8 protein-coding genes and 7 tRNA genes are annotated in these 8981 nt (G+C 43.6%); 12 read left to right on the forward strand and 3 right to left on the reverse strand.

What is annotated here, in order from left to right; genetic code table 11:
• Window positions 1-192 precede the first annotated feature (192 nt).
• From PQR79_RS20115 to PQR79_RS20150, 8 genes are all read left to right on the forward strand, one after another.
• Window positions 193-269 (forward strand) — tRNA-Met (locus PQR79_RS20115).
• A gap of 43 nt (window positions 270-312) precedes the next feature.
• Window positions 313-397, forward strand: a tRNA-Leu gene (locus PQR79_RS20120).
• Window positions 398-442: 45 nt separating this feature from the next.
• Window positions 443-517, forward strand: a tRNA-Gln gene (locus PQR79_RS20125).
• Window positions 518-541: 24 nt separating this feature from the next.
• Window positions 542-616 (forward strand) — tRNA-Gln (locus PQR79_RS20130).
• A 5-nt stretch (window positions 617-621) separates the two neighbouring features.
• Window positions 622-698: transfer RNA gene (locus PQR79_RS20135), tRNA-Met, on the forward strand.
• A 106-nt stretch (window positions 699-804) separates the two neighbouring features.
• Window positions 805-889 (forward strand) — tRNA-Leu (locus PQR79_RS20140).
• A gap of 54 nt (window positions 890-943) precedes the next feature.
• Window positions 944-1018 (forward strand) — tRNA-Gln (locus PQR79_RS20145).
• Window positions 1019-1466: 448 nt separating this feature from the next.
• Window positions 1467-2492 carry a patatin-like phospholipase family protein gene (locus PQR79_RS20150; RefSeq protein WP_238107263.1) on the forward strand — a complete coding sequence of 342 codons (1026 nt, stop codon included), beginning with the start codon at window positions 1467-1469 and terminating at the stop codon, window positions 2490-2492.
• Between the two features lie 62 nt (window positions 2493-2554).
• On the opposite strand, the gene PQR79_RS20155 is transcribed toward PQR79_RS20150, so the two are convergent.
• The 3 genes from PQR79_RS20155 to lolB all read right to left on the reverse strand — a co-directional run bounded on the left by PQR79_RS20155 (window position 2555) and on the right by lolB (window position 5120).
• On the reverse strand, window positions 2555-3502 hold the full coding sequence (locus PQR79_RS20155; RefSeq protein WP_188926474.1) for a ribose-phosphate pyrophosphokinase: 948 nt from the start codon (window positions 3500-3502) through the stop codon (window positions 2555-2557).
• 91 nt (window positions 3503-3593) lie between these two features.
• Complete coding sequence (gene ispE / locus PQR79_RS20160; protein WP_238107264.1) at window positions 3594-4466, reverse strand: 4-(cytidine 5'-diphospho)-2-C-methyl-D-erythritol kinase; 873 nt, start codon at window positions 4464-4466, stop codon at window positions 3594-3596.
• A 42-nt stretch (window positions 4467-4508) separates the two neighbouring features.
• A complete protein-coding gene (gene lolB, locus PQR79_RS20165) occupies window positions 4509-5120 on the reverse strand; it encodes a lipoprotein insertase outer membrane protein LolB (protein ID WP_274408529.1) in 612 nt (203 codons plus the stop codon).
• Window positions 5121-5356: 236 nt separating this feature from the next.
• Between lolB and hemA the strand changes: the two genes are divergently transcribed.
• The 4 genes from hemA to PQR79_RS20185 form a co-directional block, all read left to right on the forward strand.
• Window positions 5357-6607, forward strand: a complete 1251-nt coding sequence (hemA, locus tag PQR79_RS20170; RefSeq protein ID WP_238107265.1) for a glutamyl-tRNA reductase — start codon at window positions 5357-5359, stop codon at window positions 6605-6607.
• Between the two features lie 14 nt (window positions 6608-6621).
• Complete coding sequence (gene prfA / locus PQR79_RS20175) at window positions 6622-7707, forward strand: peptide chain release factor 1 (protein ID WP_188919643.1); 1086 nt, start codon at window positions 6622-6624, stop codon at window positions 7705-7707.
• A 9-nt stretch (window positions 7708-7716) separates the two neighbouring features.
• Window positions 7717-8571, forward strand: a complete 855-nt coding sequence (gene prmC / locus PQR79_RS20180) for a peptide chain release factor N(5)-glutamine methyltransferase (RefSeq protein ID WP_238107266.1) — start codon at window positions 7717-7719, stop codon at window positions 8569-8571.
• A 110-nt stretch (window positions 8572-8681) separates the two neighbouring features.
• Window positions 8682-8981 (forward strand): SirB2 family protein (locus PQR79_RS20185; protein WP_274408636.1); only part of this gene is annotated, 300 nt, incomplete at its 3' end.

The raw sequence follows: 8981 nt of genomic DNA on the forward strand, positions 1-8981 counted from the left end.
GAAATAAAAGGGGCGTAAGGCGATAAAAGGTGAGCTAAGTGGGGTTATTTTGTCGATTCGGCATCCAGTTTGGTGAAGATATAGCCGAACAAGACGAATTGATGAAAATAGCGAAAAAAACCAGTTGACCTCGATAACCTGAATAAGCATAATACGCCCCGTTCCTCACCAAGAGGAATTGCAAAAAGTAGTGGCAATATAGCTCAGTTGGTTAGAGCACAGCACTCATAATGCTGGGGTCGCAGGTTCAAATCCCGCTATTGCTACCATTACTTTGCACATCTTACTCAAGATGTAAAACATGAGTGCAGTGCGGGAATGGTGAAATTGGTAGACACGCCAGATTTAGGTTCTGGTGCCGAAAGGTGTGAGAGTTCAAGTCTCTCTTCCCGTACCATTATTAGAAAGGCTGGCTTAGGCGGGCATTTCAAAAAAGTTTGATTGGGATATCGCCAAGCGGTAAGGCACCGGGTTTTGATCTCGGCATCCCCAGGTTCGAATCCTGGTATCCCAGCCACTTATTAGTTAGAAAAAAGATTATTGGGATATCGCCAAGCGGTAAGGCACCGGGTTTTGATCTCGGCATTCCCAGGTTCGAATCCTGGTATCCCAGCCATCTTTGGCAATATAGCTCAGTTGGTTAGAGCACAGCACTCATAATGCTGGGGTCGCAGGTTCAAGTCCCGCTATTGCTACCATTTTTACTAGGTAGAATGAGGGCTTACCCAAGTACTTGTTTGTTGCTAGTGAAAGTCAAAGTGTACACTTAAAAAAATTAAGGTATACTCAGAGTTAAAATTTGATGCGGGAATGGTGAAATTGGTAGACACGCCAGATTTAGGTTCTGGTGCCGCAAGGTGTGAGAGTTCAAGTCTCTCTTCCCGTACCATCAAATTTAGTCAAATAGATTTACCTTCTGTTTTACAATAAAAAAGATTTCAATTGGGGTATCGCCAAGCGGTAAGGCACCGGGTTTTGATCTCGGCATCCCCAGGTTCGAATCCTGGTACCCCAGCCATACTTTGAAAAGCCCGTCATGATGACGGGCTTTTTGCTTTTTATTTTTGACGTTTCTTTTCTTATAGGCGGTGATGCATTATACCAATCCGCATTTGAATGTGCTCTTTTAGCGAACGTTATCAGTGAGGTATTCGAGGTAGCCTTTTGAGGGCATAGTGCACTACGTTAAGAAAGACTAACAAAGAAGACCACGCTGATAAATTCGCCCTTCGGGGTTGCGTCACAAACCCCATTACAGCTTCAAATGACGTTGATGTAGATGACTACACCTGCAGTCATTTTCATTGTACTGGGTCTAGTGACGCAGCCTAAAATAGATCACATTCTAATAAGGATTGGTATCAATAGTCTTTTCCTATTAACGCAATTGATTCTATCTGTTATCCACCATCACCACAGTTGTTTAGAATTACCTTATGCAATTAATTATTGGTATCAGGTCAACTATGAACACCCAAGTCAACCCACTATTCACTTCTTCTAAGCGAGCATCAGCGCCCATGACTGCATTAATTGCTGAGGGTGGCGGTCAGCGCGGTATTTTTACTGCTGGGGTACTTGATGCGTGGCTAGATGCTGAATTTGACCCATTTGATTTATTTATTGGTACCTCAGCTGGCTCGCAAAATCTCACCAGCTTTTTAGCCAGACAAAAAGGCTATGCAAAGCGCTTAATTCGAGGATTATCACGACATAAACGCTTTTATCAGCTAGGCCGAGGTTTAGTGGGGGGCCATGTGGTTGATTTAGATTGGTACTTCGAAAAAACCACTCGCGGCAGCTTTGCATTAGACTTTGATACCGCCAGTAAAGCCTTAGGGCAGCGACAATTATTAATTACTGCAACCAATGCAAGAGATCGCCAAGGATACTTTTTAAGCCCGAGTGATGATAATAACCACTGGCGCGAACTGCTAAAGGCATCAAGTGCGTTACCGTTTCTATATAAGCAAGGTGTTAAGTTAACGCCGTGGCTGGCGTCAGATGCGGCTAATCAATCAGCAGAGTTGACTTCATCATTACAAGAAGATTTCTTTTTAGACGGTGGCTTAGCTGCGCCATTACCGGTGCGAGAGGCCTATCAGCGTGGTGCGCGCAAAATTGTGGTGATCCGCACGGTAAACGCTGATTTTCAAGCGCAATCAGCGTGGGTGCATAAGCTTAAATCGTGGATTTGTGTCTCAGGCTACTGCCCTAAAACGATTGATTATCTAGTACAACATGAACAAGCTTATCAAGAAGAGCTTGAGTTTATGGCTAATCCGCCTGCTGATGTCGAAATAGTACAAATTTTTGCTGATGATACTTTGCAAAGTAAATTGCTGGGCAGTACTGATGCTGATTTGCGCCAAGATTATCGTACAGGTATTGCTGCTGGGAATGCGTTTTTACAACGAGGCTATGAAAATGAGGTGACGCCAGTTGCCTTTACTGCTCAAGATGGCATGCAACCGCAGGCGCTATCAGCATAATCGAGACAATAAAAAACGCACTCATTGAGTGCGTTTTAGTATGCGACTAATTAACGATAATATTAGTGGCGGAACATCGCAGAGATAGACTCTTCGTTGCTAACACGGCGGATTGCTTCAGCAAGTACAGCTGACATAGTCAATTGGGTGACTTTATCCACTTTAAGCATTTCAGGGCTTAACGGTACTGTGTCAGTGACAATAACTTCATCAATAACTGAGTCTGCAATGTTTTGTGCTGCATTACCCGAAAATACTGGGTGAGTCGCATAGGCAAACACGCGGTTAGCGCCATGTTCTTTTAACGCTTCAGCGGCTTTACATAAAGTGCCACCCGTGTCGATCATGTCATCAACGATAATGCAATCACGGCCTTGAACATCACCAATGATATGCATTACTTGGGCAACGTTAGCTTGTGGACGACGCTTATCGATAATCGCAAGATCTGAATCATCTAGTAGCTTGGCAACTGCACGCGCACGTACAACACCACCAATGTCTGGCGAAACCACAACTGGGTTTTCAAGTTTTTTCGCTAGCATGTCTTCAAGTAACACCGGGCTACCGAATACGTTATCTACTGGTACGTCGAAGAAACCTTGAATTTGCTCAGCGTGTAAGTCGCATGTTAATACGCGGTCAACGCCAACGCTAGACAAGAAGTCAGCAACAACTTTGGCGGTGATCGGTACGCGGGCACTGCGTACGCGACGGTCTTGACGAGCATAACCAAAATAAGGAATAACGGCAGTAATACGACCAGCAGACGCACGACGAAGGGCATCAACCATCACGATAAGTTCCATTAGGTTATCGTTAGTTGGTGCGCAAGTAGATTGAATGATAAACACATCCGCACCACGTACATTTTCGTTTATTTGAACACTGATTTCACCGTCGCTGAAACGGCCTACAACTGCGTCTCCAAGTTTGCAAAATAAACGTTCGGCAATCTTATTGGCTAGATTTGGGGTAGCGTTACCAGCAAAGAGCTTGATGTCGGGCACTTTATGAACCTCAGGTGTTTGCTTTACTATTAAAGGCTAGATCAATTTTACGTGTTGTCACTCAAAACTGACCCAGAARNAAAATATGTTGTTAGAGTTGTTCAAGCCGCGTTAGTAACGGTGACTTATTCATCCCTTTTGCGACAAAGCCTTGCATATCGGCCGGTAATTCGGCTAACGCATCCAGGGCTTGCTGCGAATGTGTAAATTCCCCGAACACGCATGCACCTGTTCCGGTCATTCTTGACGGCGCATATTCTACCAGCCAGCTTAAGGCATTGGCAACTTGAGGGTACTTAGTTGTGACGAGTTTCTGACAATCGTTAGTCCATTGTTGAGTCAGTAAACTGTTCATGTCTAATTTAGGGGTGTTACGAGGTAGGTCTGGATCTTGGAATATGTCCTTGGTTGATACATGGACATTTGGCACGATAACTAGATACCAAGGCTCCTTGGGTTGCACGTTAACCAATTGCTCACCCACGCCTTCAGCAAAAGCTGCTAAACCATTAATAAAAACAGGTACATCCGCACCTAATGCGAGGCCGATTTCGGCCAGTTTAGATTGCGAAACATTGGTTTTCCACAGCGCATTTAGTGCAACTAATGTGGTTGCAGCATCTGATGAACCGCCCCCTAAACCACCGCCCATTGGCAGTAATTTGTTTAACCAAATATGCGCGCCACCTTTATATTGGGTGTAACGTTTTAACGATTTTGCGGCTTTTAGAATTAAGTTATCGCTGTCGGCAACAGCATCACCCAAATTAGAGTGCAGCACTAAATCGGCAGACTCAGTAACATGAAAATCAAGGTAGTCACAATGATCAATAAACTGGAATAGTGTTTGTAATTCATGATAACCGTCGGTTCGCTGACCCGTCACATGCAAAAACAAATTAAGTTTTGCTGGCGCAGGCCAACTTTTAGAGGCGGCAGATTTATGTGGGTAAGTTGAATTCATTTTATATAACTACCTTGTTATTACGTCACAAGCCGGGCAGGACTATTTACCTTTGACCTGTACAGCAGTCCATTGGTTGCTTTGAATTTTAATTTGTACATCATTACGCTTTATCGTCAATAGTTTTGGTACTGATGCACCACTTTGCTGCTGCCAACTGTTAAAACTCACATGCCAGTTGGCTTGTGGATCATCACTGATTAATTGTTTAATTGTTCCATCAGGGTTATAGCTGACAATGGTATCATTTTCACCAATCTGGCCCGTAATCCATAGTGGTAAACTGTTTAATGGAATTGACCAACCACTAATACCGGTTAATAAGTCTTGTGCGTTTCTGTCATGGTAGGTTTTGCCGTCAACCTCTAAGGTTGCCATGCCTTCATTCGTGGTTAACGTTAATACTGTTGTCCCTAATGCGGTGGTGAGACGTAAGTCATTAGCCAGGGGTTGATGAAACCAATAAAGGTTGGTGCTAAATTTGTCGTCTGCGGTTTTAACAGCAATTTTACCTTGTAACTCCCATGACTTAGCTTGTGAGGCCTCGGTGACGTCTATTGGGGTAAATGGCTCTGACGGAGTAATGCTACAACCTGTTAGTAATAGCATAGTGGCGATGATAATTAATTTGAACGCTGATACTGATAAACGCAATGGCTTGCCTAACAGTTGCTGATGATGGCGTTATGATACTGGGCTTAAGGTATGATGTAAAAATGCTTTTTTAAAATTAATGTGATTTTAATCTAACGAATTATGCAATGCCTTTATATCTAAGAAATAAAAAATTAGACATTTATTCGGTTTTGTTAAGCCAATTGTGTTTTTAGTTGGTTCAATTCAGTAGAATAGCCTAATTAACGTCACCGAAAAGAACTTGATACAGTCACATGAGCCTAGTAGCAATCGGGATAAACCATAAAACCGCCACGGTAGATTTGCGTGAAAAAGTCGCTTTCTCTCCAGACCGCATTCATGACGCCATGAAAAGCTTGGCCAGCCGCACCCGCACGGGTGAGGCTGTGATTGTGTCTACCTGTAACCGCACTGAACTATACTGTAATAATGCTGAGAAGCAGGACATTATTGAGTGGCTAGAAGAGTATCACCAATTAAATCATGACGATTTAATGCCATGCATATATGCATACGAAGAACAAGTTGCTGTTAAGCATTTAATGCGCGTGGCATCGGGATTAGATTCGTTAGTGTTAGGCGAACCGCAGATTTTAGGTCAAGTAAAGCAAGCTTTTGTCAAAGCCAAAGAAGCGGGCACGACAGCCGCGACCATTGATCGCTTATTTCAGAACACCTTCTCTGTTGCCAAAAAAGTGCGCACTGATACCGAGATTGGTGCTGCTGCTGTGTCAGTTGCTTTTGCCGCAGTGAGCATGGCTAAACATATTTTCTCTACGCTTAGCACCACTAAAGTCTTGCTCATTGGTGCAGGTGAAACCATTGAATTAGTAGCAAAACACTTAAAAGATAATGGTGTAGCGACTATGGTGGTGGCAAACCGAACCATTGAGCGTGCTCAAGCCATGTGCGAAGAGTTCAATGCGACTGCGATTACCTTACAACAAATACCAGATTTTCTCGCTAAAGCTGATATCGTGATATCCTCTACGGCAAGTCCTTTACCTATTTTAGGCAAAGGCATGGTCGAAAAAGCATTAAAACAACGTCGTCATCAACCGATGTTGTTAGTTGATATTGCAGTTCCGAGAGATATTGAAGCAGAAGTCGGTGAGTTAGACGACGCATTCCTTTATACTGTCGACGATCTGCATAGCATTATTGAACAGAACATGGCTTCACGTAAGGAAGCCGCCGAGCAAGCAGAATTAATTACTGAAGATCAATCGCACTTATTTATGGAGTGGATTCGATCTTTAGAGTCAGTTGACAGTATTCGCGAATATCGCAGCCAGAGCTTGGCGATTAAAGATGAGTTAGTTGAGCGAGCCTTGAACAAATTGTCTCAGGGCGGTGACAGTGAGCAAGTGATAATCGAGTTAGCCAATAGGTTAACCAATCGCTTAATTCATGCGCCTACACAATCGCTTACCTCAGCCAGTCGTCAAGGTGATTTGAATACGTTAGGCTTATTAAGAACTGCGCTTGGTTTAGATAAAAACTAAGGTTAGCGAGCTAAATGAAAGAATCCGTTATCCGCAAGCTAGAAGGCTTGCTTGAGCGTAATGAAGAAGTATTAGCATTATTAAGTGATGCTAGCGTGATTGCGGATCAAGACCGCTTCCGTGCGTTATCAAAAGAATATTCACAACTTGAAGATGTAGTAAAAAGCTTTACTGCATACCAACAAGCGCAAAAAGACTTTGATTATGCCAAAGAAATGCTTGAAGAAGATGATGCTGATATGCGCGAAATGGCGCAAGAAGAATATAAGCAATCAAAGCAAGCGTTAGAAACGCTCGAAGACGAGCTACAAATTTTATTATTACCCACAGATCCTAACGACGACACTAATGCGTTTATGGAAATTCGTGCAGGTGCGGGTGGTGACGAAGCCGCAATTTTTGCTGGCGATTTATACCGTATGTACTCACGTTACTGTGAAGCCAACCGCTGGCAAATGGAAGTCATGAACCTAAACGAAGGTGAACATGGCGGCTTTAAAGAGATTATTGTTAAAGTGAGTGGCGAAGGTGCTTACGGTAAATTAAAGTTTGAGTCAGGCGGACACCGAGTACAACGTGTGCCTGAAACCGAGTCTCAAGGTCGTGTGCATACCTCTGCATGTACTGTAGTCGTGCTACACGAAGTACCAGAAGCTGAAGCGATTTCAATTAACCCTGCAGACCTTAAAGTTGATACTTTCCGTGCGTCAGGCGCGGGTGGCCAGCACGTTAACAAAACCGATTCTGCCATCCGTATTACTCATATTCCTTCTGGGATTATTGTTGAGTGTCAGGATCAGCGTTCACAGCATAAAAACCGTGCCCAAGCGATGAGCGTGTTAGCTGCGCGTATTCAAGCCGTTGAAGATGAAAAACGTCGTAGTGCTGAAGAAACGACTCGTCGAAGCCTGGTTGCCAGTGGTGATCGTTCTGAGCGCATCAGAACGTACAACTATCCACAAGGGCGCGTAAGCGATCACCGTATCAATTTAACCTTATATCGCTTAAATGAAGTGATGGAAGGTGATCTCGATGCCTTGCTTGACCCTATCATGCAAGAACATCAAGCCGACATGCTCGCTGCATTAGCTGACGAATAAGGAGTAACCTTGCCTCAGTCTTCGTATTCAACTATCGCTGAAGCCCTGCAATGGGCCTATTCACAGCTGGCAGCCACCTCTGAATCTGCACATATCGATGCAGAGGCGCTGTTATTGCATTGTTTGAATAAAAATCGCAGCTTTTTATATACCTGGCCAGAAAGACAGCTCACCAGCGAGCAGTTTAAAGCGTTTAGCCAAATGGTGGCTAAACGCCAAGCAGGCTCACCTGTTGCGCATATTATTGGTGAGCGAGAGTTCTGGTCATTACCATTTATTGTCAATGACTCAACCTTGATCCCAAGGCCAGATACTGAAATTTTAGTGGAGACCGCACTCAATTTAAGCGTGCGCCACAATGCAAAAGTATTAGATTTAGGGACTGGCACCGGGGCTATTGCGTTGTCATTAGCTTCAGAGCGCCCTAAATGGCGCATTACCGCCATTGACAATGTGCCAGGCGCTGTCGAGCTTGCTAAAGCAAACCGTAATAATTTAAATCTACCTGATGTCGAGATTATTCAATCAGATTGGTTTTCTGCTGTTGAGCATCGTGATTTTGATTTAATTGTGTCAAATCCACCTTATATAGATGAAACCGATGAGCATTTGAGCATGGGTGACGTTCGCTTTGAGCCGCAAAGCGCGTTAACTGCGGCCAATGAAGGTTATGCTGATTTGTTTCATATCGCAGACCAAGCGCGTACACATTTATTAACCGGAGGGTACTTGTTGCTTGAACATGGTTATGAACAAGCAATCAAGGTGCGTGAAAAACTTATTGAACTAGGTTATCAAAACGTAGCAACCGTGCGCGATTTTGGCAGCAATGACCGCTGCACCTTGGGACAATGGGTTGGTTGATAATTCAACAAGTTAATCCCTAAATCTGCCGAACAATAACCCAAACCACAATATTGGTATGTGTTGCGCTGTTCGAGTAAACTAACACTTTTATTTTACGAGACTTAGTAATGGAAACCTTTTACAGTTTATATCCAGCGTTAAAACACACTCACATGTTGTTCGTCGCGTTAAGTGTGACATTTTTTATTGTGCGTTTTGTGCTGCATTTACGTCAGTCTCCGATTATGGAGAAAAAGTTTGTTAAAGTAGCGCCTCACGTTATTGATACTTTTTTACTACTGTCAGGCTTCACGCTTTGCTTTATGATCAAGCAGTATCCGTTTGTTGACCCGTGGATGACTGAAAAAATCATCTGTGTGGTGGCTTACATTGCATTAGGGATTATGGCACTCAAATCTAACCGAAAT

Origin of the sequence: Shewanella metallivivens, assembly GCF_028750675.1 — a bacterium.
Lineage (GTDB): Bacteria > Pseudomonadota > Gammaproteobacteria > Enterobacterales > Shewanellaceae > Shewanella > Shewanella metallivivens.